28 protein-coding genes are annotated in these 25,593 nt (G+C 67.0%); 18 read left to right on the top strand and 10 right to left on the bottom strand.

Annotation, left to right across the window (positions count from 1 at the left end; translation table 11 throughout):
• Window positions 1-485: 485 nt before the first annotated feature.
• The 3 genes from KVT39_RS23490 to KVT39_RS23480 all read left to right on the top strand — a co-directional run bounded on the left by KVT39_RS23490 (window position 486) and on the right by KVT39_RS23480 (window position 3,470).
• A complete protein-coding gene (locus KVT39_RS23490; protein ID WP_217590314.1) occupies window positions 486-1,685 on the top strand; it encodes an amidohydrolase family protein in 1,200 nt (399 codons plus the stop codon).
• A 70-nt stretch (window positions 1,686-1,755) separates the two neighbouring features.
• Window positions 1,756-2,940, top strand: coding sequence for an amidohydrolase family protein (locus KVT39_RS23485; RefSeq protein ID WP_105390601.1), 1,185 nt, complete (start codon window positions 1,756-1,758; stop codon window positions 2,938-2,940).
• Between the two features lie 56 nt (window positions 2,941-2,996).
• Window positions 2,997-3,470, top strand: a complete 474-nt coding sequence (locus KVT39_RS23480; protein ID WP_175749636.1) for a nuclear transport factor 2 family protein — start codon at window positions 2,997-2,999, stop codon at window positions 3,468-3,470.
• A gap of 54 nt (window positions 3,471-3,524) precedes the next feature.
• Here the strand turns inward: KVT39_RS23480 and KVT39_RS23475 are convergent, their stop codons facing one another.
• Window positions 3,525-4,385, bottom strand: coding sequence for a LysR family transcriptional regulator (locus KVT39_RS23475; protein WP_034181572.1), 861 nt, complete (start codon window positions 4,383-4,385; stop codon window positions 3,525-3,527).
• Window positions 4,386-4,982: 597 nt separating this feature from the next.
• Here KVT39_RS23475 and KVT39_RS23470 point away from each other — a divergent pair.
• Together KVT39_RS23470 and KVT39_RS23465 are read left to right on the top strand one after the other, a co-directional pair.
• The gene (locus KVT39_RS23470) at window positions 4,983-5,774 is read left to right on the top strand and encodes an ABC transporter substrate-binding protein (protein ID WP_217590313.1); all 792 of its coding nucleotides are present in this window, start codon (window positions 4,983-4,985) and stop codon (window positions 5,772-5,774) included.
• 45 nt (window positions 5,775-5,819) lie between these two features.
• A complete protein-coding gene (locus KVT39_RS23465) occupies window positions 5,820-6,668 on the top strand; it encodes a phytanoyl-CoA dioxygenase family protein (protein WP_105390598.1) in 849 nt (282 codons plus the stop codon).
• 50 nt (window positions 6,669-6,718) lie between these two features.
• Here the strand turns inward: KVT39_RS23465 and hutC are convergent, their stop codons facing one another.
• Window positions 6,719-7,456, bottom strand: coding sequence for a histidine utilization repressor (gene hutC / locus KVT39_RS23460; protein ID WP_034181575.1), 738 nt, complete (start codon window positions 7,454-7,456; stop codon window positions 6,719-6,721).
• A gap of 31 nt (window positions 7,457-7,487) precedes the next feature.
• Complete coding sequence (locus tag KVT39_RS23455) at window positions 7,488-8,030, bottom strand: helix-turn-helix domain-containing protein (protein WP_021158662.1); 543 nt, start codon at window positions 8,028-8,030, stop codon at window positions 7,488-7,490.
• A 134-nt stretch (window positions 8,031-8,164) separates the two neighbouring features.
• Between KVT39_RS23455 and KVT39_RS23450 the strand changes: the two genes are divergently transcribed.
• Genes KVT39_RS23450 through KVT39_RS23440 form a run of 3 tightly spaced genes read left to right on the top strand, consistent with a single transcriptional unit; the run spans window position 8,165 to window position 10,592 of the window.
• Window positions 8,165-8,944 carry an aldolase gene (locus KVT39_RS23450; RefSeq protein WP_034181577.1) on the top strand — a complete coding sequence of 260 codons (780 nt, stop codon included), beginning with the start codon at window positions 8,165-8,167 and terminating at the stop codon, window positions 8,942-8,944.
• Between the two features lie 50 nt (window positions 8,945-8,994).
• On the top strand, window positions 8,995-9,891 hold the full coding sequence (locus KVT39_RS23445) for a dihydrodipicolinate synthase family protein (protein WP_034181578.1): 897 nt from the start codon (window positions 8,995-8,997) through the stop codon (window positions 9,889-9,891).
• Complete coding sequence (locus KVT39_RS23440; RefSeq protein WP_217590312.1) at window positions 9,888-10,592, top strand: MOSC domain-containing protein; 705 nt, start codon at window positions 9,888-9,890, stop codon at window positions 10,590-10,592. The genes KVT39_RS23445 and KVT39_RS23440 overlap by 4 nt, the downstream gene beginning before the upstream one ends.
• A 25-nt stretch (window positions 10,593-10,617) precedes the next feature.
• On the opposite strand, the gene KVT39_RS23435 is transcribed toward KVT39_RS23440, so the two are convergent.
• A complete protein-coding gene (locus KVT39_RS23435; protein WP_217590311.1) occupies window positions 10,618-11,382 on the bottom strand; it encodes an SDR family oxidoreductase in 765 nt (254 codons plus the stop codon).
• A gap of 433 nt (window positions 11,383-11,815) precedes the next feature.
• Here KVT39_RS23435 and KVT39_RS23430 point away from each other — a divergent pair, with 433 nt between their 5' ends.
• Entirely contained in the window at window positions 11,816-12,523 is a 708-nt protein-coding gene (locus KVT39_RS23430; RefSeq protein ID WP_217590310.1) for a YceH family protein, read from the top strand.
• Window positions 12,524-12,613: 90 nt separating this feature from the next.
• On the opposite strand, the gene KVT39_RS23425 is transcribed toward KVT39_RS23430, so the two are convergent.
• From KVT39_RS23425 to KVT39_RS23415, 3 genes are read right to left on the bottom strand one after another with little or no spacing between them, the layout of a single operon-like run.
• Window positions 12,614-13,879, bottom strand: a complete 1,266-nt coding sequence (locus KVT39_RS23425) for a hypothetical protein (RefSeq protein ID WP_217590371.1) — start codon at window positions 13,877-13,879, stop codon at window positions 12,614-12,616.
• Window positions 13,879-14,316, bottom strand: coding sequence for a hypothetical protein (locus tag KVT39_RS23420; RefSeq protein WP_254640619.1), 438 nt, complete (start codon window positions 14,314-14,316; stop codon window positions 13,879-13,881). The genes KVT39_RS23425 and KVT39_RS23420 overlap by 1 nt, the downstream gene beginning before the upstream one ends.
• A gap of 16 nt (window positions 14,317-14,332) precedes the next feature.
• Window positions 14,333-14,887 carry a hypothetical protein gene (locus KVT39_RS23415; protein ID WP_105390637.1) on the bottom strand — a complete coding sequence of 185 codons (555 nt, stop codon included), beginning with the start codon at window positions 14,885-14,887 and terminating at the stop codon, window positions 14,333-14,335.
• Between the two features lie 404 nt (window positions 14,888-15,291).
• On the opposite strand from KVT39_RS23415, the gene KVT39_RS23410 reads away from it, so the two are divergent.
• The 3 genes from KVT39_RS23410 to KVT39_RS23400 all read left to right on the top strand — a co-directional run bounded on the left by KVT39_RS23410 (window position 15,292) and on the right by KVT39_RS23400 (window position 18,507).
• Entirely contained in the window at window positions 15,292-16,608 is a 1,317-nt protein-coding gene (locus tag KVT39_RS23410) for a lipase family protein (RefSeq protein ID WP_217590309.1), read from the top strand.
• 190 nt (window positions 16,609-16,798) lie between these two features.
• Entirely contained in the window at window positions 16,799-17,929 is a 1,131-nt protein-coding gene (locus KVT39_RS23405; protein ID WP_034181585.1) for a 3-deoxy-7-phosphoheptulonate synthase, read from the top strand.
• A 149-nt stretch (window positions 17,930-18,078) separates the two neighbouring features.
• On the top strand, window positions 18,079-18,507 hold the full coding sequence (locus tag KVT39_RS23400; protein WP_034181586.1) for a PRC-barrel domain-containing protein: 429 nt from the start codon (window positions 18,079-18,081) through the stop codon (window positions 18,505-18,507).
• A 208-nt stretch (window positions 18,508-18,715) separates the two neighbouring features.
• Here KVT39_RS23400 and dapF read toward each other — a convergent pair whose 3' ends face one another.
• Window positions 18,716-19,546 carry a diaminopimelate epimerase gene (dapF, locus tag KVT39_RS23395; protein ID WP_217590369.1) on the bottom strand — a complete coding sequence of 277 codons (831 nt, stop codon included), beginning with the start codon at window positions 19,544-19,546 and terminating at the stop codon, window positions 18,716-18,718.
• 269 nt (window positions 19,547-19,815) lie between these two features.
• On the opposite strand from dapF, the gene KVT39_RS23390 reads away from it, so the two are divergent.
• The 3 genes from KVT39_RS23390 (at window position 19,816) to KVT39_RS23380 (ending at window position 22,930) form a co-directional block, all read left to right on the top strand.
• Window positions 19,816-21,894 carry a carbon starvation CstA family protein gene (locus KVT39_RS23390; protein WP_034181588.1) on the top strand — a complete coding sequence of 693 codons (2,079 nt, stop codon included), beginning with the start codon at window positions 19,816-19,818 and terminating at the stop codon, window positions 21,892-21,894.
• Between the two features lie 12 nt (window positions 21,895-21,906).
• Window positions 21,907-22,113 (top strand): YbdD/YjiX family protein, encoded by a 207-nt coding sequence (locus KVT39_RS23385; RefSeq protein WP_006480280.1) that lies wholly within the window; start codon window positions 21,907-21,909, stop codon window positions 22,111-22,113.
• Between the two features lie 196 nt (window positions 22,114-22,309).
• Window positions 22,310-22,930, top strand: a complete 621-nt coding sequence (locus tag KVT39_RS23380; protein ID WP_034181589.1) for a hemolysin III family protein — start codon at window positions 22,310-22,312, stop codon at window positions 22,928-22,930.
• Between the two features lie 105 nt (window positions 22,931-23,035).
• On the opposite strand, the gene KVT39_RS23375 is transcribed toward KVT39_RS23380, so the two are convergent.
• Both KVT39_RS23375 and KVT39_RS23370 read right to left on the bottom strand, forming a co-directional pair.
• Window positions 23,036-23,467 (bottom strand): nuclear transport factor 2 family protein, encoded by a 432-nt coding sequence (locus KVT39_RS23375; protein WP_217590308.1) that lies wholly within the window; start codon window positions 23,465-23,467, stop codon window positions 23,036-23,038.
• A gap of 119 nt (window positions 23,468-23,586) precedes the next feature.
• Window positions 23,587-23,940: a DOPA 4,5-dioxygenase family protein gene (locus tag KVT39_RS23370; RefSeq protein WP_072440019.1), complete on the bottom strand. Its 354-nt coding sequence runs from the start codon at window positions 23,938-23,940 to the stop codon at window positions 23,587-23,589.
• A gap of 491 nt (window positions 23,941-24,431) precedes the next feature.
• Here KVT39_RS23370 and KVT39_RS23365 point away from each other — a divergent pair, with 491 nt between their 5' ends.
• From KVT39_RS23365 to KVT39_RS23355, 3 genes are read left to right on the top strand one after another with little or no spacing between them, the layout of a single operon-like run.
• Window positions 24,432-24,809, top strand: coding sequence for a hypothetical protein (locus KVT39_RS23365; RefSeq protein ID WP_034181817.1), 378 nt, complete (start codon window positions 24,432-24,434; stop codon window positions 24,807-24,809).
• A 14-nt stretch (window positions 24,810-24,823) separates the two neighbouring features.
• On the top strand, window positions 24,824-25,027 hold the full coding sequence (locus tag KVT39_RS23360; RefSeq protein ID WP_217590307.1) for a hypothetical protein: 204 nt from the start codon (window positions 24,824-24,826) through the stop codon (window positions 25,025-25,027).
• Window positions 25,024-25,512 carry a hypothetical protein gene (locus KVT39_RS23355; RefSeq protein ID WP_217590306.1) on the top strand — a complete coding sequence of 163 codons (489 nt, stop codon included), beginning with the start codon at window positions 25,024-25,026 and terminating at the stop codon, window positions 25,510-25,512. The genes KVT39_RS23360 and KVT39_RS23355 overlap by 4 nt, the downstream gene beginning before the upstream one ends.
• Window positions 25,513-25,593 lie beyond the last annotated feature (81 nt).

Here is a 25,593-nt window from a genome sequence, read left to right as displayed (position 1 = left end):
CTCGGCGTGAGTATAAGTAATGGCCGGATGCGCGTCCGGTGCGGCCGGGTAACAACGTGTAAAGTCTGTTGCCGCGTAAATCGCGGCTTGCGCGGGGCAGTTGCACAACGCCCCGGCAATGGCGGCGGCGCCCGTTCGGCAGCTTCGACGACGCGCACCGACAGCGGTCCGGCGGCGTATCTTTCGAGGCGGTCGGCCCTTCGATTCCGGCACCCCAAACCTCGGCTTCCGCGACGCCTCCCGACGGGCCATCGGCATGCAGGCCGTCTCCGACGAGATCGGACCCCGCCGCCGCACCTTGCTGGCGTGGCGTCTGTGCCGCCCATCGCGAAATCGAATGCGCGGCATCGCGACATTTAATTGGCCTCGGGCGGTGGCGTCCGATATCGTGGCCGGATTCCCTGCCAACGGTCGCGCCGCGCCGGCTGCGGTTCCTCCCCCTGTCCGCGCCGGTGTCGCGCAGCGACCGCCCCACATTCCGAGCCATGACCGATCGAATCTTCATCAACGCCGTCGACGCCGGCGGACAGCCCATCAACCTCGTCGTCCGAGACGGCCGCTTCACCGCGATCGGCGCCGATTGCACGGCCGCGCCCGGCGCTCGGACGATCGACCTCGACGGCCGCGTCGTGCTGCCCGGCTTCGTCGACGGCCACATCCACCTCGACAAGAGCTTCGTCGGCGATCGCTGGGTGCCGCACGAACCGGTCGGCTCGCTGCGCGAGCGTCTCGCGGTCGAGAAGCGCCAGCTCGCGGCTGCGCCGCCGATCGTCGAGCGCGCGAACGCACTGATCGCGCAGGCCGCCGCATTCGGCACGGTCGCGATGCGCAGCCACGTCGATGTCGATGCGACGACGGGCCTGTCGAACCTGCAGGCCGTGATGGCCGCGCGCGAACAATGGCGCGGGATCGTCGACATCGAACTCGTTGCGTTTCCGCAGGCCGGCGTCGTGACGTGCCCGGGCACCGCCGACTTGCTCGACGCGGCCGTGCGCGAAGGTGCGGACGTGGTCGGCGGGATCGATCCGACGACGCTCGACGGCGATGCGGACGGCCAGCTCGACATCGTGTTCGGCATCGCCGAGAAGCGCGGCGCGAAGATCGACATCCACCTGCACGAACCGGGCGAGACGGGCATCGCGCAACTGCTGCGGATCGCGGCGCGCACGCGAGCGGTGGGGCTCGGCGGGCGCGTGAACGTGAGCCATGCATATGCGCTCGGCGAAGTCGGCTACGACGACGTCCAGCGCACGGCGGCGGCGCTTGCCGAAGCAGGCGTGTCGATCCTGACGAACGCGCCGGGAGACTGCGCGTTTCCGCCGGTGCGGCAGTTGCGCGACGCGGGCGTGCACGTGTTCGCGGGTAACGACAACATCCGCGACGCGTGGTGGCCGTACGGCAATGGCGACATGCTGCAGCGCGCGATGATGGTCGGCTATCGGTCGGGCTTCTACACCGACGAAGCGCTCGGCGTCGCGCTCGATATGGCGACGCACGCCGGCGCGCGCGTGATCGGCAAGGAGAACTACGGAATCGCGGTCGGCTGCGACGCGACGTTCGTCGCGGTGCGCGCGCCGAATGCGGCGGCGGCCGTCGCGGGCGTGCCGGCCGAGCGCTGGGTGTTCCGCCGCGGCGAAAGCGATACGGGTGCGCCGTTCGCCCCCGCGCTGCGCTTCACGCGCTGACCGACCCGACCGCGGGCAGCGCGTGAAGTGCCGTGCCCGCCTCGCACTGACCGACCACCCCGGAACCGACATGACGAACCTGCTGATCCGCAATGTCCGCACGAGCGCCGACGCTGCGCTCGACATCCTGATCGAAGGCGATCGCATCGCGCGCGTCGGCCCGTCGCTCGACGCGCCCGCCGGCTGCACGATCGAGGACGGCGCGGGCGCGCTCGCGCTGCCTGGCCTCGTCGAAGGCCACACGCACCTCGACAAGACGCACTGGGGGATGCCGTGGTATCGCAACCAGGTCGGGCCGCGCCTCGTCGACCGCATCGAGAACGAACGGCACTATCGCGCGACGAGCGGCCATGACGCGGGCGCCGCGTCGCTCGCGCTGGCGCGCGCATTTCTCGCGGCCGGCACGACGCGCATCCGCACGCACGTCGACGTCGATACCGAAGCCGGGCTGCGGCACCTGCACGGCGTGCTCGCGACGCGCGAGACGCTGCGCGGGCAGGTCGACATCCAGATCGTCGCGTTTCCGCAATCGGGCGTGCTCAAGCGGCCGGGCACCGACGCGCTGCTGTCCGACGCGCTCGGCGCCGGCGCCGACCTGCTCGGCGGGCTCGATCCGTGCGCGATCGAAGGCGATCCGGTCGAGGCGGTGGACGTGCTGTTCGCGATCGCCGAGCGCCACGGCCGCGGGCTCGACATCCACCTGCACGAGCGTGCGTCGATGGGCGCGTACTCGCTCGACCTGATCCTGCAGCGCACGGCCGCGCACGGCATGCACGGGAAGGTCACGATCAGCCACGGGTTCTGTCTCGGCGATCTTGCCGAACGCGAGCGCGATGCGCTGCTCGCACGGATGGCCGAACTCGGCGTCGCGATCGTCACGACCGCGCCGGCGGATGTGCCGGTGCCGCCGGTGGCCGCGTGCCGCGCGGCGGGCGTGACCGTCATCGGCGGCAACGACGGCGTGCGCGACACGTGGACGCCGTACGGTTCGCCCGACATGCTCGAACGCGCGATGCTGATCGGCATGCGCAACGATTTCCGTCGCGACGACGCGCTCGAAGTCGCGCTCGACTGCGTGACGCACAGCGCCGCGCGCGGTTGCGGTTTCGTCGACTACGGGCTGCAGCCGGGCAGCCGTGCGGACGTCGTGCTCGTCGATGCGCTGACGTTCGCCGAGGCGGTCGTCGCGCGGCCGGTGCGGCGGGTCGTCGTGTCGTCGGGGAAGATCGTCGCGCGCAACGGCGCGCTGGTCTGAGCGCCGTGTCGCGCCGGTATGATCCGGTTTTCAGCCGGATTTCCCGGGAGACGACGATGCGACGCACGACAGCGGCACGGGCCGCACGATGGATGGCGGCGGCCCTGTTCGCCGTGAACGCCGCGCATGCGGTGGCGGCCGGCCCGAACGACGCGCAGCAGGAGGCCAATCGGCGGACCGTGCTCGCGTTCTACGAAAAAGGCCTGAACGACAAAGACGCGGACGCCGCGCTCGCGTATGTGGGCGAACGCTACGTGCAGCACAACCCGAACGCGGCCGACGGCCGCGACGGTTTTCGCAAGTTCGTCGCGTTCCTGCGCGACAAGTATCCGCAGTCGCACAGCGAGATCAAACGCTCGTTCGTCGACGGCGACTACGTGATCCTGCATGTGCACGCGGTGCGCGAACCCGGCACGCGCGGCAGCGCGATCATGGACATCTTCCGGCTGGAGAACGGCAAGATCGTCGAGCACTGGGACGTCAACCAGCCGGTGCCCGAACAGGCCGCGAACGGGAACACGATGTTCTGAGTTGTCCGGAGCGTGCGGCCCCTTCCTCCATCCTGAACGAACCCCGCCGCGCGACTATTCCTCGTGCTCCAGCATCGCCGCGAGCGTCTTCGTCAGCTCGCTGACCATCGGGTCGGCCGTCGGCCGATGCAGGATGGCGATGTCCATGTGCTCGATCGGCGCGAAACCCTGCTTCGCGGTCAGCACGGTGTGCTCGTCCGTCACCACGCGTGCCGGCAGCACGCTGATGCCGAGCCCGTCGGCGACGGCGGCCTGGATGCCGCTCAGGCTCGACGTCGTGAAGCTGATCCGCCAGCGGCGACCGCGCTCCTCGATCGCCTTGATCATGTCGTCGCGATAGAGCCCGCGCGGCGGAAACACGACGATCGGTACCGGGTCGAGATCGATCGACGGATGCTTCGCGCTGTCGATCCAGCGCAGCTTCTCGGGCCAGCGCACGACGGCCTCGCGGCTGTCGCGGCGCTGCTTGATCAGTACGAGGTCGAGCTCGCCTCGGTCGTACGCGGCGCTGACGTCGCGGCTCAGCCCGCACGTCACTTCGAGCTTGACCTGCGGATGTTCGCGATTGAACGCGGCGAGCGCATGGGTCGTGCGGCCCGCCGCGAAATCGTCGGGCACGCCGAGCCGGATCGTCAGTGCGACCGTCGCCCCCGACAGCGCTTCCTGCATCTCGTCGTTCAGCGCGAGCATGCGCCGCGCATAGCTGAGCACCGTCACGCCCGCATCGGTCGGCCGCACGTCGCGCGTGCCGCGGTCGAGCAGGCGGTGCCCGGCGATTTCCTCGAGCCGGCGCACCTTCTGGCTGACCGTCGACTGCGTCGAGTGCAGGCGCGCGGAGGCGGTCGTGAAGCTGCCGCAGTCGGCGACCATCACGAGCGCGCGCAGCAGGTCGAGGTCGAACAGAGGTCTATTCATTTATACACTTTTGCGGATTCGACTATTTCATTCTAAAATGCGTGCGACGACTTTTAACATGGTCGGATGTCGCAGGCAATCGCGGTTTCGCCGGACTTGGTGCGGCGTCGCGGGTGAAGTGGGCACGCTGCTCGAGCGCGGCGCGCAGGTCGATGCGCGCGACGGGCAGGGTCGCACGGTTGGGCAAATTTTCGTCTCGGGGGATTTTCGTCGCGGTATAGGTCGCATCATCAATACAGCCGAATCCGTATCGGACAGGACTTCACGCTACCCGCCAGTATAGACATCGCCATCCCGCCGATATCGGTAAAAACACGCTCTTTGGCAGGCATGCGTCGCACAGGGTAAACACCCGAAACTCCCGGCAATGCAGCCAAAATTCAAGCCCCATCCCTTCCTTCCCGCCCCCCGCCCGTCCTCAATCCCCCTCACCCGCGTTCCCAGCGCTTGCGCTCAAAAATCAAGCAGTCTAGACTGCACCGCAGTTTCATCGAAGTCCCCGTCTTTCGCGCACCGCTCCGCGCCGGCATCCCGGCACGGTGCGATCCACCGGACGCCGGCGCTCGCCCGCCGCGTCGAGACCATCAAGGACCCGCCATGAACCGCACTGCAAAGCTCTTCGTTACCGCGCTGGCGTTTGCGCCGCTCGTGTCGTTCGCGCAGGATACGTCGACGATCCGCTGGGGCATCGATCCCACGTATCCGCCATTCGAGGCGAAGCAGCCCGACGGCTCGCTCGCCGGCTTCGACATCGACCTGCGCAATGCGATCTGCGAGGAACTGCGTGCGAAGTGCGTGTGGGTCGAGCAGGGCTTCGACGGGATGATTCCGGCGCTGCGCGCACGCAAGTTCGACGTGATCATGTCCGCGATGACGGCCACCGACGAGCGGCTCAAGCAGATCGACTTCTCGAACAAGCTGTATGCGTCGCCGGCCGCGCTCGTCGCGCCGGTCGGCTCGAAGCTGCTGCCGACCGCGGCGTCGCTCGCGGGCAAGCGCATCGGGATCGACCAGGGCACGACGCAGGAGGCGTACGCGAAGGCCGAATGGGCGACCAAGGGCGTGACGATCGTCTCGTACCAGAACCAGAACCAGGACCAGGTGTACCAGGATCTCGTCAACGGCCGCCTCGACGCGACCTTCCAGGACAAGACGCAGGCCGGCTACTCGTTCCTGAAGACATCGCGCGGCAAGGGTTACGCGTTCGCGGGCCCCGACGTGACCGACGCGCGCATCACCGGCTACGGCGTCGCGATGGGGCTGCGCAAGGGCGACGCCGACATGAAGAAGCGGCTGAACGACGCGATCGTCGCGATCCGCGCGAACGGCACGTACCAGAAGATCGCCGCGAAGTACTTCGATTTCGACATCTACGGCGCGAAGCCGTGAGCGCCGCACCGCGACCCCGTGATTCACTCAATCGACAGGCAAACCATGACGAGTATCCAGGACCGCGTCGCGCAAGCCGTGACGCCCGAACTGATCGCCGCGTTCCGCGAGGAAGGCGCGGTCTGCATCAAGGGCATCTTTTCGCCCGACGAAGTGGCCGCGCTCCGGGCCGGCATCGACGCGAATCTCGCGCAGCCGAGCGAGCGCGCGAAAGTCGCGAGCAGGCCCGACGATCCGGGCTGGTTCTTCGAGGATTTCTGCAACTGGCAGCACAACGACGCGTACCGCGACTTCATCGTGCGCTCGCCGGCGCCGTCGGTGGCCGCCGCGCTGATGGGCACGGAGCACGTGCGGCTGCATCACGACCACCTGCTCGTGAAGGAACCCGGCACGCGGCAGCGCACGCCGTGGCACCAGGATCAGCCGTACTACAACATCGAAGGCGACGACAACGTCAGCATGTGGATTCCGGTCGATCCGGTGCCGCTCGAATCGACGCTGGAATTCGTCGCGGGCTCGCATCGCGGGCCGTGGCTGATGCCGCGCACGTTCATGGACAAGGAGGCGAAGTGGTTTCCGGAAGGCAGCCTTGCGGACCTGCCCGACATCGAAGCCGATCGCGCGGCGTTTCCGATCCGCCACTGGGCGCTCGAGCCCGGCGACATGGTGTGCTTCCGGATGCTCACGCTGCATGCGTCGGGCGGTACGCAGAACCGCCGGCGCGCGTTCTCGATCCGCTTCGTCGGCGACGATATCCGTCACGCGCCGCGCCGCTGGAAAACGTCGCCCGATTTCCCCGGGCTCGCGGAGCAACTGCCCGACGGCGCGCCGCTCGAACACCCGCTGTTTCCGGTCGTGTGGTCGCGCGGCGCGGGGCAGGCCGGCGCGATCTGACCGCCGCGCGTTTTTTTTTGTGTATCAGCGTGTCTGCGTGTGACGAAGGATCAGGTCGGGTGGCGCCCGGCGCCCGGCTTGAAGCGCGAGCCGAGCCGGTAGCGGTTGCCCGGATGCAGGAAATGCACGAACGTGACGGGCAGCCCGTCCGTCCAGGTGCGGCGCGTGAGCGTGAGGCACGGCTCGTCGGCGCGCATGTCGAGCAGCCGCGCCTGTTCGCCGGTCGGCAGCGACGCGTCGACGACGTGCTCGATTTCCAGTTCGTAGTGCGACACGTTGTTGTACAGGTACTCGGATGGCGGCTCGACCTGGAAATCCTGGTCGATGAAACCGGGCGCGGCGGCCGGGTTCACGTAGCGATCCTCGAGCTGGATCGGGCGGCCATTTTCCTCGTGCACGCACACCACATGAAAGACCGGCGTGTTGACCGGCAGGCCGAACGCGGCCGCGACGTCGAACGATGCGGGCTCGCTCGACCGGCTCAGCACGCGGCAGCGGTATTCGTGCCCGCGCGCGCGGATTTCGTCGCGGATATGCGCAATCATCAGCAGGTTCGACTGCGGCTTCGCCTCGGCGACGAAGGTGCCGACGCCCGCGATGCGCTTCAGCACGCCCTCCTCGGTCAGTTCGCGCAGCGCGCGGTTGACCGTCATGCGCGCGACGCCGAACTGCGCGGCGAGATCGAGCTCGGACGGAATGCGGTCGCCGGGGCGCCAGTCGCCCGACTCGACGTTCTGGCGAACGAGCGTCTTGATCTGCTGGAACGGTGCGGTGGCCTTTGTGACCATCGGAAGATCCTTGCGCGGAAAAGTGACGAGTCTAGTCGTCGTGGCTGACGATGACCAGGATCTCCGCCTGCGCGGCGCCGAGGCTGCGCGTGCGGTGCGGGATGAGTGCGTTGAAATAGACTGAATCGCCGGTCTTGAGTTGCACCGTCTCGTTCGGAAACTCGATTTCGACACGCCCCTTGTGCACGAACAGGAATTCCTCGCCTTCGTGCTCGCGGAACGTCGACGCGACGAACTCGTGCGGCGGGTGCACGACGAACGGCAGCATCTTCTTCGGCGCGACGCCGGCCGCGATGCTTTCGAAGCGGTGCGCGTGGCTGTCGGCCGCGGCGCCCATCGCCGTGCGCTCGCCGGCGCGCGTGACGGTGATCAGCTCGCGATTGCGGCTTTCCGAGAACAACTGTTCGACGTCGACATTCAGCGCCTTCGACAGCTTCAGCGCGACCGCGATCGACGGCACGCTCAGGCCGCGCTCGACTTTCGACAGGTAGCTCTTGGTGAGGCCGGTCTCGTCGGCCAGCACATCGAGCGTCCAGCCCTTCTGTTTTCTGAGCAGCTTCAGGCGAATCGTCATGGGGCGCCAGGTGTCCTTCGAAAAACCGATTGTAACGCATGACACGTTGTGTCATATAATGGATCGAGTGTCGCAAACCCTGGTGGAAACGACTTCGGGCGACGCGACACATCCGACCCATTCAGGAGGCGAACATGGCGGAAACGCTGAATTTGACGAAAGAGGCGCTGGTCGCGCTGGCGGAGCGGCGTCTTGAGAACGAGGTGGGCGACAGCGGCTGGTCCGCGCGGCAGAAGCTCGCGCTCACGTGCCGGATCCTGTTCGACGCGGGCCACGATTCCGGCCTGGCCGGGCAGATCACCTGTCGCGCGGGCGACGCCACGTACTACACGCAGCGGCTCGGGCTCGGCTTCGACGAAATCTCGGCTGCGAACCTGCTGCGCGTCAACGAGGATCTCGACGTCGTCGACGGAGAAGGCATTCCGAACCCGGCCAACCGGTTCCACACGTGGATCTATCGCGAGCGCCCGGACGTGAACTGCATCATCCACACGCATCCGGCGCATGTCGCGGCGCTGTCGATGCTCGAGCAGCCGCTCGTCGTGTCGCACATGGATACCTGCCCGCTATACGACGATTGCGCGTTCCTGAAGGACTGGCCCGGCGTGCCGGTCGGCAACGAGGAAGGCGAAATCATCTCGAAGGCGCTCGGCAGCAAGCGCGCGATCCTGCTGTCGCATCACGGCCAGCTCGTGGTCGGCAAGACGATCGAGGAAGCGTGCATCCTCGCGCTGCTGATCGAGCGGGCCGCGAAGCTGCAACTGCTCGCGATGTCGGCCGGCGAGATCAAGCCGGTACCGCCGGCGCTGGCGCGGGAAGCGCACGACTGGATTTCGAAACCGAAGCGCGATGCGGTGACGTTCGACTATTACGCGCGCCGCGCATTGCGCACGCATCGCGACTGCATCGCTTGAACGAGCGCGTCGCTTCCGTCGCGCTCACTCATCATTGAGGAATACACAACATGTCTATCCTGCTGCAAGGCATCATTGCCTACCCGGTCACGCCGTTTTCCGTCGACGGCGGCGTCGACCTGAAAACGCTCGATGCGCTGATCGAGCGCCTGATCGCCGACGGCGTTCATGCGATTGCCCCGCTGGGCAGTACCGGCGAGAGCGCGTACCTGTCCGACGCAGAATGGGAGGCGGTTGCCACCGCGTCGATCCGCGCGGTGCGCCGGCGCGTGCCGACCGTCGTCGGCATCTCCGATCTCACCACGGCGGGCGCGGTGCGCCGCGCGCGCATCGCCGAACAGGCCGGCGCCGATGCGGTGATGGTGCTGCCGGTGTCGTACTGGAAGCTCGGCAACGACGAGATCGTCGCGCACTACCGCGCGATCGGCGACGCGATCGGCATTCCGATCATGCTGTACAACAACCCGGCGACGAGCGGCGTCGACATGTCGCCCGACCTGATCGCGACGATCTGCCGGACCGTCGACAACGTCACGATGGTCAAGGAGAGCACCGGCGACATCGGCCGGATGCACCGGCTCGCGCAGTTGAGCGATGGCACGATCCCGTTCTACAACGGCAGCAATCCGATGGCGCTCGCCGCGCTGGCCGCGGGCGCGGCCGGATGGTGCACGGCCGCGCCGAACCTGAACGCCGCGTTGCCGCTCGCGCTGGTCGACGCGATGCGCGCGGGCGATCTGGCGCGCGCCAGGTCGGCCTTTCATGCGCAGTTGCCGTTGCTGCAGTTCATCGTCAACGGCGGGCTGCCGGTGACCGTGAAAGCCGGATTGCGCCTGCGCGGCTTCGACGCCGGCGAACCGAGGAAGCCGCTGCTGCCGCTTGGCGAAACGCGCACGCGCGAACTCGAACGCCTGCTTGCGGCACTGGCGGATGGTGTGCCGGCATGAACGATGAAGCACGGCCGGCGATCGCGGTTGCCATCGGCGCGGTGCGGATCGGCACGAGCCGACCGCTGGCCGGCACGCCGCACGCGAGCGCGATCGACAAGCGGCCGGTCGATTCGCGTCTGTGGCTGGGCGCGCTCGGCTTCGCCGGCGACGAGCAGGCCGATGCGCGGCATCACGGCGGGCCGGACAAGGCGGTTCACCACTATGCGCACGATCACTATGCGTGGTGGTCCGCGCAGATCGGCGCGCGCGACGTGCTCGCTCGATCGGGCGCGTTCGGCGAGAACCTGTCGACGCATGGCGTGACCGAGCACGACGTGTGCATTGGCGACGTGTTCGCGCTGGGCGGCGCCGTGCTTCAGGTGACGCAGTCGCGGCAGCCGTGCTGGAAGCTCAACGCGCGCTTCGATCATCCGCGGATGGCCGCGCTCGTGCAGCAAAGCGGCCGGACCGGCTGGTACTACCGCGTGCTGCACGAAGGCTGGGTGGCGCCGGGCGACGTGCTGGCGCTGCATGAGCGCAGCTTTCCGCAATGGCCGTTGTCGACGGTGCTCGATGTGCTGTACCGGCGCACGCTCGACATGGCCGCGCTCGACGCGCTGTGTGACGTCCCGGTGCTGCCGCCCGGCTGGCGCAAGATGCTCGAAAAGCGCCGGACCGAGCGGCAGGTCGAAGACTGGACGAAACGGCTCGAGGGATGACGGGCAGTGGCCCGTGGCTCACGGCTTACCTGGCCGGCAATTCCCGCACGTCGGCCGTCGGCGTGGAGCCGAACGCATCGCTCAGCGCATAGCCGATCAACTGCCGTGCGGCCGCCTCGGGCGTCGCGAGCGCGCCGCTCGACTTCAGCTGGTCGAACTTCTCGCGCATCGGGAAGCTGTCTTCGCTGGTCGAGCGGATCGTCGCCTGCATGCCCGTATCGACGACACCCGGCGCGACGCTGCAGATTCTCTGCGCGTGGTTCGCGTCGAGCGCGACCGCGCGCGCATGGTGATCGAGTGCGGCCTTGGTCGCGCAGTAGATGCTCCAGCCCGCGTACGCATTGCGCGCCGCGCCGCTCGACAGGTGCAGGATCCGGCATTCGGTCGTGGCGGATGCCGCCTGCGCGAGCGCGGCCGACAGCATCAGCGGCGCTGCGACGTTCAGGCCGACCGCGCGCGCGACGATCGCCGGGTCCTGCGCGGCGAGCGGGCCGATCGGATCGACGATACCCGCGTTGTTGAACAGCAGCACGATCGATGCGCCGTCGACGAAGCTGCGCAGCGTGTCGCCGGCCAGCCAGGTCGCGACGGCCGACGCGTCCGACAGGTCGAGTTCGACTTCGGCGAAGCGGTCACCGGCTTGCGATGCGAGCGACGGATGACGGCTGCGCGACACGCCGAGCACGGCGATGCCTTCCTGCAGCAATTGTTCGGCGAGCGATGCGCCGAGACCGCGCGTGTGTCCGGTGACGATGGCGCGCACGTGCGGCGCGGAAGAGGATGCAGTCATGGTGGCGAACGGGTGATTGGGTGAAAAGGTGGGCGGTGTCGACGAGCGGCGCGCAGGCGCGGCAGCAGTGCGTGTTGGGCGGGTGATGCGTGGTATTGATGTGCAGAGGCGGTTGCGCGCGGCGCCGCGGATGTCCGCGTGAACGCCTATCGTAGCGCCGGCATGCGTGTCGCGCAAACGCGGGCATGATTCCGTGACTGCGCCGCGGGCTGCGGCGTGTGTGGAGCGCGAATTCGCGAGTGCCGTACGCATGCATCGCCGCTTGGCACCGGGAGGCTAATACGTTGGACGAAAGCGACTGCGGCAAGTGCGCGCGCCGGCACGGCGAGCAGCGCCGGGCCATGCGTCGCGAGCTATCATATGGCTCGCCCGTTCGCGATGCCGGACGGGCCGCGACCGTTTCCCCTCACCTGCTGCACGCTGCGAAGCCACCATGAACACCACGCCGGATACGCCCACGCCACGCGCCCTTCGCGAACTCACGCCTCTCGAGGCCCGCATTCTCGGTGTGCTCGTCGAGAAACAGCACACGGTGCCGGACACCTACCCGCTGTCGCTGAATGCGCTGACCGCGGGCTGCAACCAGAAAACCGCACGCTCGCCGGTGATGAACGTCAGCGAGGACGAGGTCACGACCGCGCTCGACGGGCTGAAGCACCTGAGCCTCGTGATGGAAGGCAGCAGCAGCCGCGTGCCGCGCTTCGAGCACAACATGAACCGCGTGCTCGGCATCCCGAGCCAGGCGATCGCGCTGCTGACCATTCTGCTGCTGCGCGGCCCGCAGACGGCCGCCGAGCTGCGCCTGAACAGCGCGCGCCTGCACGGCTTCGCGGATATCTCGTCGGTCGAGGCGTTTCTCGACGAACTCGCGGCGCGCGCGCAGGCGCTCGTCGTCCGGCTGCCGCGTGCGCCGGGCGCGCGTGAGAACCGCTGGATGCACCTGATGTGCGGCGAGGTGAACGTGGCCGACTTCGCGGGTGCGGATGGCGGCGGCGCGGATTCCGTGCCACCTTCCGAATTCGAGGCGCTGAAGGCCGAACAGAAACGCCTCGCGGATGAAGTGGCACGACTGAATGCGCTGGTTCAGCGGATGGCCAGCGAACTGGGGATCGACGTCGACGCGCAGGGCGACGCGTCTTGACACAATGACTGCGGTGCTTGCGCATCGACCGGCCTCGTCGCTGCGTGGCCGGGCCGATGCGCGATGCGGATACCGCTACGTACCGCAGCGTTACTTCAGCTTGACGCCTGGTACGAGATAACGCGCACCGTCAGGCTTCAGGATCGGCGCGAGCGCCGCAAATGGCGCGTCGAGCTGTGGCCCGAGACAGGCACCCGCCGCGTGGCCGATACCGGATACGGCGAACGACAGCTTGTCGGGCGCATCGAGTTCGAACGCAAGATACTGGGGGAACACGTCGGCGCACGACAGCGAATTGCCGTAGCCGTCCGTCGGCCGTTCGCCCGGCTCGGCCTTGTCACGTCGCTGCGCGATGAAGCGCATCAATGTGGCGCTCGTTTCCGTGTCGCCGTCCTTGCTTGGCGTAGCCGCGTCGATCACGCGATTCCAGTCGAGATACGCGCCGTGCAGCAGGTCGAACGTGACCGGATCGTAGTGATTGTCCGGGTACGCGCCGCCGCAGAACGTGCTGCCCGATTCCACTATGCCCAATGCCGCGCGCGACAGCCATGTGACTGTCACGTGCTCGTCGTCATAGCCGCCGAGCGTTCCGGCTGCCGGCCCGTCGTCTGTATAGCGTGTCGACGCGCATCCGAGCGCAGCGAGATTCATCTGCCAGTGCCGCTGCTCCAGCAGATGGTTGACCCGCGCCATCACGGCCGGATCGGGATGGCGGCTCAGCCGCGGATAGGCCAGCACCGTGCGCGGGTCGCTCCACATCCGGTACGCAACCGTGTCGTCGCCGATCTCGGAGCCAACTGGCCGTGCGTGCCCTGCGAGCTTCAGCGTTGCATAAGGTGCGTGCTTCATGTCGATGTCCGCGCTGCGCGCGATGCCGCTTCCGACGCCGCCTGCGGAGAGATCGGTGATGGCTTCGACGGAGCCGGGCGCTACCGCGTCGGGATCGTATTCTGCGACGCGGCGCAACGTGAAGGTGCGCGACCTGCCCGAGCGCGCTTCGGTCCAGCGGCCGCGGTAGCCGTCCTTGTCTCGCGTGCCGCGCCAGGTTGCCGTGGCATGATCGAAATCGGCACGCTCGCGGAATCCCGATGTGTTGCGTGCGTCGTCCGGCAACTGCGTGCGCACGAGCGGTTCGACCAGTTGCGCGGGCGTGCCGTGCAGCGGAATATCGACGCCGAACTGCACATAGAAATAGCGACCGGAGAGATTTCCGTCCGCGGCCGGGAGGTTGTCGAGTTCCATCACGACGGCTCCCGCGCCTTGCAGCGTTCCCTCGTAGACCGTGCGTGGCGCGGCATCCGACACGCCCGCGCGCAACGCGATCAGCACCCATGCGATCCGGATAAACGGGCGCATCACCAGCGGCACCCGGTTTGTTCGGAAGCATCGACATCCAGCGCCCTGCCGAACGCGGTTTTCTTGCCGGTGCGCGCATTGGTGTAGATCATCGAATAGATGTTGGCGCCCTGCGACATCATTTCGTATCTCCCGTTGATCTTGCCGTCGACCATTTCGACCCAGGTCGTCGTGAACTGGTGCGGACGGTCTTCGGCGAGCACTTCGTCCTCTTCGTGTTCGATCACCAGCGGGAGGGCCGTTTTCGATTTCGCGTACCGGACCATGCCGCCCGTCCAATTGACCGCATCGTCGTAATAGGTGCGCATCTCGAAGCGCACGGGTTTGTCGCCGTCCGATGTGAAACAGAACACTTCGGTGGAAACCTTGGCGAGCGCCGGCAACGAAATACAGAGCAGTACCGCGGCAAGAGCTTTTTTCATGATGGTGGTGTGCAAGAGATAAAGCGGCTTTTTAACCGACACTGATCCGCGTAGCCCCCGCATCGACGAGCCGGAACAGCAGATCCTCGACAGCCGTCTCGGGCGCGGAACCGAGATCCGCATTGACGCGCCACCCCTGTTCCGTGCGAACCGGTTCCGACAGGTAGTGAACGATGCCATGCAGCCCGTCTTCGGCCGGCGTGTTCTCGTCGTCCACATCGAACCACGCGAAGAACCATGTCTTGAGCGCGTCGATCGCCGCGCTTTCGTCGAGGCCGTCGGCCTCGATCGCGGCCCAGTCCCACACGAACGGGCGGATCGACACGGCCGCCGTTTCGAGGTCGAACGCGAACGGCTCGAAATCCAGTTGCGAGGTCGAATCGACCATCGACGGCTGGCCGGCCGCGTCGCCTTCGGCCGGGATCGTGTCGGCCCGGCACGGCAGCGCGAGCGGCCCTTCGGTGGCCAGCGCGCCGTCGGCCTGCCGGTAGGCCGGTTCGACGATCACGGCCGGTTGAGCTGCCGCTTTCGCGAGCAGGTCGATATAGGGTTGGCGGATGGCACGGAGCAGTTCGGATACGGTCATCGTGGCGTGTCGGTTGGGCAGGAAACGATCGGTCACAGGCAGGCGGTGCGCCGCGCGACCCGCATCGCACGACGGGCCGCTTCGGTAACGGACAGCCGTGATCGTACGGCACTTCATCCGGGTGCGGGCAGTCGGCCGAACGGCCGGGGCGCCAGCATCGCGTTGCGGCGGATTTAGGCGTTTACCTTCAAACAACGGAAAACGCACATCGAACGCGTTCGCGTTGTGCTTCAATTCATCCGGTTTGTACTCCTACTAAAATTACAGATTCAAAACAAACCGGATCATTCATTCACAGGAGACAGTCGATGGCACGGAAACGGTTTTGAAGCGGCAATCGCGATGGTCTGCAACACCGCCGAACTTCCTTCGATGAAAGCAGGATATCCAAGGGGCCTCCACCCATGTCCTCCAGACGTTTGATGATTGCCGCGGCCGCCGTGTCCGCTGCACTGGCCTTCGCCGCACCGCTGGCCAGCGCCGGTACGCCGACCGTGTCCGATCCGTTCTATACGTACACCGGCGCCACGCCATTGGCATCGATTCCACCGGGCACGGTGCTGAAGACGCGCAACGTCACCTATCACGTGGCCGGCATTCCGACCGCGCTGACCGCGCAGCAGCTGCTGTATCGCACCAACAACGCGCGGAACCAGCCCGTCGTCAACGTGACGTCCGTGATCCGGAGCGCGGTCAGCAACGGCCAGGCCATCTCGTACCAGTCGGCCTACGATTCGCTGAACCCGTACGACGAACCGTCGCAGGTGATCGCCGGCGACCGCGACGTCACGAAGGTCATCAACGTGGGCACGTTGTTCTACAGCGCGGAATCGATTCCGCTGTCGACACTGCTGCTGCTGGGCTACAACATCATCGTGCCCGATACGGAAGGCCAGACGGCGGACTTTGCCGCTGGCCCCGAATACGGGATGACGACGCTCGATTCGATCCGCGCGGCGCTCAATACGCCGTCGACCGGCCTGAATCCGTCGAGCAAGGTCGCGATGATCGGCTATTCCGGCGGGGCGATCGCGACGAACTGGGCCGCGCAACTCGCGCCGAGCTATGCGCCCGACATCAACAGGCAGCTCGTCGGCGCGGCGGAAGGCGGCGTGCTGGTCGACCCCGCGCACAATCTGCGCTATGTGGACGGCAGCATCGTCTGGGGCGGCGTCGCCGCGGCCGCGCTCGCCGGGCTGTCGCGCGGATACGGCTTCGACCTGACGCCCTATCTCAGCGACACCGGCGTCGCCGTGTTCAAGGACATCCAGAGCCAGTCGCTCGGGTACATCCTGCCGAAGTACACGGGCCTGCATTGGGCGACGCTGTTCAAGCCGCAATACGCGAACGACATCAACAGCATTCCGGTGTATGTGACGTATGCGAACAAGGTGAATGCGGGGCTGGCCGCGTCGCCGACGATCCCGATGTTTATCGGCCAGGGCACGGCGGGCGCGCTCGACGGCACGTTCGGCAGCCAGGTGGGCGACGGCGTGATGCTTGCGTACGACGTGCGCGCGCTTGCGCAGAAGTTCTGCGCGGGCGGCACGCCGGTCACATACACCGAGTATCCGCTCGAACATGTGGGCGCGATCGCGCCCTGGGTGGCCGGCATGCTGCCGTGGCTCTATGACCGCTTCAACGGGAAAGCCGCGCCGAGCAATTGCTGGCTGACGGCGCTGCTGCCGAGCAATTCGCTGGCGCCCGAGACGCCGCACTAGACGCGCGGGGCGACGCGGTGAAGGGCAGGGCGATCCGCTGCGGATCGCCCTTTTTGCATCCCGCGCCTGCCGTCTGTCGCACGACCCTGACCGCCGTCACATGCATTCCCCCGCCACACCCGGCTGCCGCCTCTCCCGGGTGCCATAATCGAGCCTGCACATCATTCCAGACGTCCCCCGGAGAATCACCATGCAGAACCTCGACAATCCTTCCCACGATCGCGAGGTAGGCAGCGCCGACGCGACGCAGGACACCACGCGCATCGACGACGTCCGCATCGGCGCCGTGCGTCCGCTGATTTCGCCGGCGCTGCTGCTCGACGAGTTGCCGGTGCCGGCCGCCACGCAGACGCTCGTCGAGGATACGCGCCGCGCGATCGGCGACATCCTGCACGGCCGCGACGACCGGCTGCTGCTCGTCGTCGGCCCGTGCTCGATCCACGATCACGACCAGGCGCTCGACTACGCGCGCCGCCTGAAAGTTGCGGCCGATGCGCTGAAGGACGACCTGCTGATCACGATGCGCGTCTACTTCGAGAAGCCGCGCACGACGGTCGGCTGGAAGGGCTACATCAACGATCCGCGCCTCGACGGCAGCTTCCGCATCAACGAAGGGCTGCGCGCCGCGCGGCAGCTGCTGCTCGACGTCAACGCGCTCGGCCTGCCGGCCGCGACCGAATTCCTCGACCTGCTGAGCCCGCAGTACATCGCCGACCTGATCGCGTGGGGCGCGATCGGCGCGCGCACGACCGAGAGCCAGAGCCATCGCCAGCTCGCGTCGGGGCTGAGCTGTCCGATCGGCTTCAAGAACGGCACCGACGGCGGCGTGCAGGTCGCGTCGGACGCGATCGTCGCCGCGGCCGCGAGCCATGCGTTCATGGGGATGACGAAGATGGGGATGGCCGCGATCTTCGAGACGCGCGGCAACGACGACGCGCACGTGATCCTGCGCGGCGGCAAGACCGGCCCGAACTACGATGCCGCGCATGTCGAGGAATGCTGCGCGGTGCTGCGCAAGGCCGGGCTGCGCGAGCAGGTGATGGTCGACTGCTCGCATGCGAACTCGAACAAGTCGCACGAGCGGCAGATCGACGTCGCGCAGGATCTCGCGCGGCAACTGTCGCAGGGCGAGCACCGGATCGTCGGCGTGATGGTCGAGAGCCATCTCGAGGCCGGGCGGCAGGATCTGAAGCCGGGCGTGCCGTTGCAGTACGGCGTGTCGATCACCGATGCGTGCTTGAGCTGGACGCAGACGGAGCCGGTGCTCGACGTGCTGGCGGAGGCGGTGCGGCATCGGCGGGTGTATTCGCGGAATGCGTGAAGGGGCGGCGCCGACATGAGTGCTGCGTCATCGCGTTCGATGCAGCATCTCGCGAGTGGCGCTAACATGGGCCGGTGCGATGTGTCGCGCACGCAGGCGGCTAGGCCGGCCGCGGATATCGACAACAATTCACCGGAGTGCATAAAAGCATGGCGTTCTACAAAACCCTCATCGCAGCAACCATCCTCGCATCGAGCGTCAGCGCACACGCGCAGATCGCCGGCACACAGCCGCTCAGCGTCACCGTCGAGCAATCGCAGGCGCTGCTCGAAGGCTGGAGCGTGAAGAAGAGCGTGCTCGGCAAGGCCGTCTACAACGACGCGAACCAGAAGGTCGGCACCGTGCGCGACCTGATCGTCGCGCCGGACGGCTCGGTGTCGGCGGCGATCGTGTCGGCCGGCGGTTTCCTCGGCGTGGCCGCGCATGACGTCGCGGTGCCGATCGCGTCGCTCGACGTGCGCAACGGCAACATCTACCTGCCGGGCGCGACGAAGGATGCGCTGAAGGCGACGCCGGCGTTCCAGTACACGAAGGTGCCGTCGCCGCCGAAGCCGAAGAAGATCGACGACAAGCACTGATCGATGCGGCCCGGCGCGCGCTGCGCCGGGGCAGTCCGACCGCGGGCGATGGCTGCTCCCGCGCGTCGGCGCGATCGTCGGAGGCCGGGCGCTACATCATGGCGGCGAACGGATTGCGTCGACGATCGATGACGATGCGGCTGCGTTGCCGCTGTGCATCCGGCGCGAATCGGTATCGCGATTCACGCCGCAGCACGAATGCCGGCGCTCAGCTTGCCGGCATCTTCCCGTCCACCCACACCCCATCGAAACCGAACGCAACCGGCCCGCTCAGGAACACGCTGCCGGTGCCGTCCCATTGAACGGCGACGTCGCCGCCGTCGCATTCCACCCGCACCGTATGGTCGAGCAGCCCGCGCCGGATGCCGTTGACCACCGCGCCGCACGAACACGAGCCCGAACCGAGCGGCACGCTGCCGCCGCGCTCCCAGATGCGCAGGCGGATATGCGAGCGGCCGATCACCTGCACGAAATGCACGTTGGTTTTCAGCGGAAACAGCGGATGCGTTTCGATCGCCGGGCCGAGCGTTTCGATATCGACTGTACCGAGATCGTCGACGAAGAACGTGCAGTGCGGATTGCCCATGTTGCACGCGGCCGGTGCGCCGGGCAGCGGAAGGGCGAGCGTGTCGACGGCTGCGGCGACGGGCACGTCCTGCCAGTCGACGCAGGGCGCGCCCATCTCGACCGTGATCAGCCCGTGCGCATCGTGCGAACAGAGCAGGCGCCCGCGGTTGGTGCGCAGCACGACCGACGCCGCGCCGGTTTCCCGCATCAGCTTCCATGCGACGCCGCGCGTCGCGCTGCCGCAGGTATCGAGCATTGAGCCGTCGGGGTTCCAGAACGCGACGCGGGCGGCCGCGTCGTCGCAGTCCGATAGCACCGCGAGCTGGTTGAAGCCGATGCCGCGATGCCGGTCGCCGATGCGCCGTACGAGGTCGCGGTCGATCGCATGTGTGTATTCCCGATCATCGCCGCGCAGGTCGACGATGACGAAGTCATCGCCATTCGCGTTCATCTTCTGAAATCGGATCGGCATGGCGGTTCCGGAATCGAGGCAGGCAAGTACTGTACGTGGCTTGCCGGGCGCGATCAATCGCGGCCGGATAAGGTAGATGCGGCGCGATCTACGTAATTTTACGTAGCCCCGCATACGTAGTTATCCGCTTGTAAGCCGCCCCCGTCGCACGGAATACTACGGCCCATTGCCGCGGCCTTTGCAAGACCGCGGCACGACGCATCGACGTCACGCGTGTGCGGCCACTTCGCCGCATGCCATCAAAACCACATTGGAGACCAGGAGACGCCATGAATCGGGCTTCCAGTACCCTGCTCTGGATCGCGGTCGCGCTGCTCGGCGCGTTCTCGTTCGGAACGATCGCACTCGCGCACGGCGAGCGCGTCAGTGCCCTCTGGATCGTGATCGCCGCTGTCTGCGTGTATCTGATCGCGTATCGCTTCTACAGCCGTTTCATCGCCAGCAAGGTCATGCAGCTCGACGGGCTGCGGATGACGCCGGCGGTCAAGTACAACGACGGCCTCGACTACGTGCCGACCAACAAGTACGTGCTGTTCGGCCATCACTTCGCCGCGATCGCCGGCGCGGGGCCGCTCGTCGGGCCCGTGCTCGCCGCGCAGATGGGCTATACGCCCGGCATGCTGTGGATCCTGGCCGGCGTCGTGTTCGCCGGCGCGGTGCAGGACTTCATCGTGCTGTTCATCTCGACGCGCCGCGACGGCCGCTCGCTCGGCGATCTCGTCAAGATGGAGCTCGGCACGGTGCCCGGCGTGATCGCGCTGTTCGGCGCGTTCCTGATCATGGTGATCATCCTCGCGGTGCTCGCGCTGATCGTCGTGAAGGCGCTGACCAATTCGCCGTGGGGCACGTTCACCGTCGCCGCGACGATTCCGATCGCGCTGTTCATGGGCGTCTATACGCGCTACATCCGTCCGGGCCGCATCGGCGAAGTGTCGATCATCGGCTTCGTGCTGCTGATGGCGTCGATCGCGTTCGGCCAGACCGTGCACGATTCGCCCGCGCTCGCCGCATGGTTCACGTTCAGCGGCACGCAGCTCACGTGGATCCTGATCGGCTATGGCTTCGTCGCATCGGTGCTGCCGGTGTGGCTGCTGCTCGCGCCGCGCGACTACCTGTCGACGTTCCTGAAGATCGGCACGATCCTCGGCCTCGCGATCGGCATCCTGGTCGTCGCGCCGGAACTGAAGATGCCCGCGCTGACGAAGTTCGTCGACGGCACGGGCCCGGTATGGTCGGGCAACCTGTTCCCGTTCCTGTTCATCACGATCGCATGCGGCGCGGTGTCGGGCTTCCACGCGCTGATCTCGTCGGGCACGACGCCGAAGCTGATCGACAACGAAACCAACGCGCGCTTCATCGGTTACGGCGCGATGCTGATGGAATCGTTCGTCGCGATCATGGCGCTGGTCGCCGCGTGCGTGATCGAGCCGGGCATCTACTTCGCGATGAACGCGCCGGCCGCCGTGCTCGGCTCGACGCCGGAAGCCGTCGCGAACACCGTCACGCAGTGGGGCTTCGTGCTGACGCCCGACATGCTCACGCAGACCGCGAAGGCCGTCGGCGAAACGACGATCATCGCGCGCGCGGGCGGCGCGCCGACGCTGGCCGTCGGCATGGCGCACATCCTGCACCAGGTGATCGGCGGCGAAGCGATGATGGCGTTCTGGTATCACTTCGCGATCCTGTTCGAGGCGCTGTTCATCCTGACGGCCGTCGACGCCGGCACGCGCGCGGGCCGCTTCATGCTGCAGGATCTGCTCGGCACGTTCCACCCGGCGCTCAAGCGCACCGAGTCGCTGCCCGCGAACCTGGTCGCCACCGGGCTGTGCGTGGCCGCGTGGGGCTACTTCCTGTACCAGGGCGTGGTCGATCCGCTCGGCGGCATCAACACGCTGTGGCCGCTGTTCGGCATCTCGAACCAGATGCTCGCCGCGATCGCGCTGGTGCTCGGCACCGTCGTGTTGTTCAAGATGAAGCGCGAGCGCTATGCATGGGTGACGATCGTGCCGACGGCATGGCTGCTGATCTGCACGCTGACGGCCGGCTGGCAGAAGATTTTCGATGCGAACCCGAAGGTCAGCTTCCTCGCGCACGCCGCGAAGCTGCAGGCCGCGGTGGACGAAGGCAAGGTGCTCGCGCCGGCCAAGTCGATCGCGCAGATGAAGCGGATCATCTTCAACGACTACATCGATGCGGCGCTGGCCGGGCTGTTCATCTTCGTCGTCATCAGCATCGCGGTGTACGGCGCGATCGCCGTGCTGCGCGCGCGCCGCGAGTCGAAGCCGACCGTGCGCGAGACGCCGTACGAAGCGATGCCGGCCGCGCAGGCGCTCGGCAGCGGACGTTAAGGGGAGGCCGCGATGTTCAGCGATCTTGGCAGCGACCTGCGCAGTGCGGGGCGTTACCTCGGGCAGGCGTTGCGGCTGATGGTCGGCCTGCCCGACTACGACACCTACGTCGCGCACATGCGTGAAACCCATCCGGACCGCGAGCCGATGACGTACGAGGAATTTTTCCGCGAGCGTCAGAATGCGCGGTACGGGTCGGGAGCAGGGAAGTGCTGCTGAACCGGGCCGGTGAAACGGTTCGGTGATTTACAAGGAAGCGCCGCGATGGATTTCGCGGCGCTTTTTCTTTGGCGGGGTGGGCGGTGCGCCTATCGCGGGTATCGCCGCGTCGTTTGCCGGCGCGCAGCACGGCAAGGTCCGGTGGCCGGTATCATAGAACTCATTTTTCCCCGGTGGACCCGCAGGAGAACACGTCGTGCATGTCGGTGAGCGTTTCAACAGCATTTCCCATCTCGTCGGCGCGGTGCTGTCGGTGGCCGGCCTCGTGGCGCTCGTGACGATGGGCGCGCTCGAAGGCGACCCGTACAAGGTGGTGAGCTTCAGCGTGTACGGCGCGATGCTGATCCTGCTCTACGCGATCTCGACGGCGTACCACAGCGTGCGCAACCCGCGCCTGAAAGCGATCCTGCAGAAATGCGACCATTCGGCGATCTACCTGCTGATCGCCGGCAGCTACACGCCGTTCACGCTGGTCACGTTGCGCGGCCCGTGGGGCTGGTCGCTGTTCGGAGTGAGCTGGGGGCTCGCCGTGCTGGGCATCGTGCAGGAACTGACGCTCGGGCGGCGCACGCGCATGCTGTCGATGATCCTGTACGTGCTGATGGGCTGGCTCGCGCTCGTCGCGGTGCGCCCGCTGATCCATGCGCTGCCGCCGGTGGGCACCGCATGGCTCGTGGCCGGCGGCGTGATCTACAGTGCCGGGATTTACTTCTTCATCAACGATGAGCGTATTCGCCACGGGCACGGTATCTGGCACCTTTTCGTGCTGGCCGGCAGCCTGTGCCAGTTCGTCAGCGTCGCGATGTATGTCGCGTGAGTGGAATGCCGCGTTGAGCCGCTGACGACAAGCAAGGGCGCGTCCGGGGAATGCGCTGTCGGCGCGCGGCGGTCTGTATGGGCGCGGCCCGCTCGGCGGCGGCCGTCATGCGCGGTCGGGCGCCGGTGCCGCGGCTTGCAGCGCGAGAAAGCCGACCCATCCCCAGTACACGCGATGATGCGCGATCAGCCCGTCGCGCAGATCCATCACCTCGACGAGATCGACCTGGTCGCCTTCCGGCGTTTCGCGCGGATATTCCCATGTGAGCTGGCGGCCGTTCGAGAAGAACAACCCGGTCCGGTACCAGCGTCCGAGCCGGTTGCCCGGATTGCGCAGGCCGGCCGCGAAGAATTCGCCGATCGCGGCCTTGCCGTGCAGCACGCCTGAGCCGTGGTCGGGCAGCGCAACGACGACGAGCGGCGTTTCGAGCACCGCGTCGCCCGCGTACAGCGAAATCAATGCATCGAGGTCGCGAGCGACAACGGCGGCGTGCCAGCTTTCATGGATGCGCCGGGCATCGGCGTCGGCGTGTGTCATGGCGGGTTCCCTGAAGTGTCGATAACGGAACCCACTGTATTGGCGCGACGCCGCGAGACGTTTCACGTCGGCCCGAAACGTGGATGCGGCCCTGGTTGAAGGCGGCCGCGCGCCGGACCTTATCCAGCCAGCGCGTCGAGATTCAGCACATACGATTTGCCGATCCACACCGCGCAATCGCGATGGTCGCGCAGGTCGTCGCCGGTATTCGGATGCAGGAAGATATCGAGCGCGCCGTGGTTCAGCACGAGCCACGGCACGATGTCGTCGAATCGCGCGGCGTCGAATGCGATCTGGTACGACCATGCCGGATGCGGGCCGACGAGGCGTTCGTGAAAGCGGCCGAGTTCGATGACCGCGCCGAACCGTTCGTCGACGACCTGGCGAAACGCCCAGGCCGCGTCGCGGCTGGCCGCATCGAAATAGACGTGCGCGTGCCAACTGTCGATGGCGGTGGTGTCGAGGGCAGCCATGGAAGGACTCGATAAAAAAGGGGAATGCGTGAGGCGCCGTGCGAAACGGCCGATGCATGATTATCGCGCGTCCTTGCCGTATGCGTCCTGTCGCGATCCGGCAATCCGAAGCCGATGATTTGTCCTGTATCAGAAGAACCGTTTGATCCGATGAAACCGGGCTTGTGGTATCCGCATGCGCGATATCACGCGGGAAGCCGCGCCGGCACGTGCGCTGGCCGGGGTGGCACAGGCAACACATCATTTCGGAAATTGAAAAGGCGGTGCGCGCGTCGTTTCGGATCGCCCGCAAAAATACAATCAGGTAATTGAATGAAATAAGGAAATTCCGGTTCGGCGGGATTCGCGAATGACGCAGATCGCATGCCGAATGCGAAGCCGAAAATATCAATTGCGAAATCGGCTATTCAAGCGGAATGCGGCGCGACATACGATGGTTTCAACGCATCGACGATCGCGATCGATGCGGGGACAACCATCTGGAGGCCACCATGCGATCCCTCGTTCCCGTTGCTGTTCTTTCCTGCGCACTCGTTGCGCTGCCCGCCGTCAGCTTTGCGCAGTCGGCCGGCTCCGACTGGCAGTCGAATGCCGCGCGGCTGAGCTGGTCGGCGGCGCGCGCCGAAACCGACGCGCAACTGATGCAGATGACGCGTGCCGGCTATCGCGCGACGACGGCCGGCAACCAGAACTATCCGCTCGCGATGCAGCGTGCGCTCGAACGTGTCCACAATCCGGTGCCCGACCGGTCGCGCGAGGAGCGGGCTGCGATGGAAGCGCGCGCCGCGCGCGACGCGCAGGGCGGCCATCCGGTCAAGGCGTTCTTCGTGAAGACCGCGTACTACCTGAAGGGCGAGAACACGTTCTGATGCAGGAGACGCGCATGGCTTGCCCGACCCGATTCGCCGACGTCGTGCGCGCGTCGGCGCCGCGCCGGTTGCCGGATGGGCGGGCAACGCCGCAACGCAGCGCCGCGCGACGGCGTGCGAAGCTCAACCACGATGCAGGCCGCGGCACGATCGCCTGCCGTGCCGCGTGGCCGGATTTCGCGGCGAGCGATGCTGCCGCCGGCGAGCGCGAATCATGAAGGCCGGCCGGAAGAACCGTCGCCACGTGCCGCTGACGCGTGAATGGCTGCTGCCGCTGCCGCCCGCGCATGCACGCGACATCTCGCTGAAATGCCACATGGCGCTCGTCGCGCTGCGCGGCGAGCATGGCAACGAGGCGCTGCTGATGCGGTTGCGCACGAGCGTCTATCTGGTGTTCCTGGCGATCGACGACGCGGTGTGCGCGGACGCGGACATCGACCTGTGCGTCGACGCTGAGCGTGCGCTCGATGCGGGTGTGGCGCGCGCGGCGCAAAGCGGCGCTTGGGCGCTGCGCGACGACGAGTGCGCGGTGCTCGAGCGCGTGCTGGTGGCGCACGACACCTGCGTCGCGACGCTCACGCGGCATCGGCTCGCCGAGCTGTGGCGTCACGTCTGCATGTTCGCGACGAGCGGCCAGCCGGCGCTCGTCGCGAACGCGGCGGAGAAGATGCGCGCGCACGCGGCCGAATCGCTGGTCGCGTAGTGCCGCGACAGGTTTCACGGGGAGGATGGAGGAGACAGGGCCGGCCGCACCGGCGCGGCCGATGCAATCGCGCGACGTCGA

The organism is Burkholderia sp. GbtcB21 (assembly GCF_019091065.1).
Taxonomy (GTDB): Bacteria; Pseudomonadota; Gammaproteobacteria; order Burkholderiales; family Burkholderiaceae; genus Burkholderia; species Burkholderia pyrrocinia_C.
The sequence above is the reverse complement of the archived record's forward strand: the minus strand, read 5'-3'. Positions and strand labels throughout refer to the sequence as shown.